This window comes from Magnetospirillum sp. WYHS-4, from assembly GCA_039908345.1.
Classification (GTDB): domain Bacteria; phylum Pseudomonadota; class Alphaproteobacteria; order Rhodospirillales; family GLO-3; genus JAMOBD01.
In genome coordinates this window covers 1-1,055 of the sequence record JAMOBD010000171.1, presented here as the reverse complement: position 1 = coordinate 1,055, position 1,055 = coordinate 1, and the positions used below count along the sequence as shown (strand labels likewise).

At 70.8% G+C, this 1,055-nt stretch carries 2 protein-coding genes; both read left to right on the top strand.

Annotated elements, in window-relative coordinates:
- On the top strand, positions 1 to 442 hold a 442-nt coding region (locus H7841_18690; GenBank protein ID MEO5338885.1), incomplete at its 5' end, for an HlyD family efflux transporter periplasmic adaptor subunit.
- Positions 439 to 1,055 (top strand): ABC transporter ATP-binding protein (locus H7841_18685; GenBank protein ID MEO5338884.1); only part of this gene is annotated, 617 nt, incomplete at its 3' end. The genes H7841_18690 and H7841_18685, both read left to right, overlap by 4 nt.

Below are 1,055 nucleotides of genomic sequence, written 5' to 3'. Positions count from 1 at the left end.
CCTGGAAGCGGCCCGCGCCCAGATGCGGGCCGACGAGGCGACGCTCTCCATCGCCCGGAAGCGTCTGGCCGACACCGAACTGCGCGCCCCGTCGGACGGCATCGTCCAGACCCGCATCCACGAGGCGGGCGCCGTGCTGCTGCCCAATTCGCCGGTCTATGTCCTGGCTTTGGTCCAGCCGCTCTGGGTGCGGGCCTTCGTCGACGAGCCGCGCCTGGGCCAGGTCAGGCCGGGCATGAAGGCCGCCATCGGCCGGGACGGCGGCGGCGAACCCCACGGCGGCCAAGTCGGTTTCATCTCGCCCACCGCCGAATTCACCCCCAAGAACGTCGAGACGCCGGAACTGCGCACCGGCTTGGTCTACCGGCTGCGCGTCGTCCTCGACGGGCCGGCCGACGACCTGCGCCAGGGCATGCCGGTTACTGTCCAGCTCAAGCCGTGACCGAGCCTCTGGTCCACATCGAGGGACTGAGCCGGCGCTTTGGCACCGCCTTGGCCCTCGACGGGGTGGCGGCCGACATTCCGGCCGGCCGGGTGACCGGGCTGGTGGGGCCGGACGGGGCCGGCAAGACCACCTTGATCCGTCTGCTGGCCGGGCTTCTGCTGCCTGACGGGGGAGTCCTTTCGGTCTGCGGGCTCGATCCGGTCCGGCAGGCCGAGCGCCTGCACGAGGCGGTGGGCTACATGCCCCAGCGTTTCGGCCTTTACGAGGACCTGACGGTGGGCGAGAACATGGCGTTGCACGCCGACCTTCGGGGCGTCACGGGGGCGGAACGCAAGGCCGCCTTCGCCCGCCTGGAACGCTTCACCGGCCTGGGGCCCTTCATGGACCGCCTTGCCGGGCGGTTGTCGGGGGGGATGAAGCAGAAGCTGGGCCTGGCCTGCGCCCTCATCAAGGTGCCCCGCCTGCTCTTGCTGGACGAACCCAGCGTCGGCGTCGATCCCATGTCGCGCCGGGAACTCTGGCGCATGGTCCAGGAACTGGTGGGGCAGGGGATCGGCGTGCTCTGGAGTACCGCCTACCTTGACGAGGCGGAACGCTGCGACGGCATGCT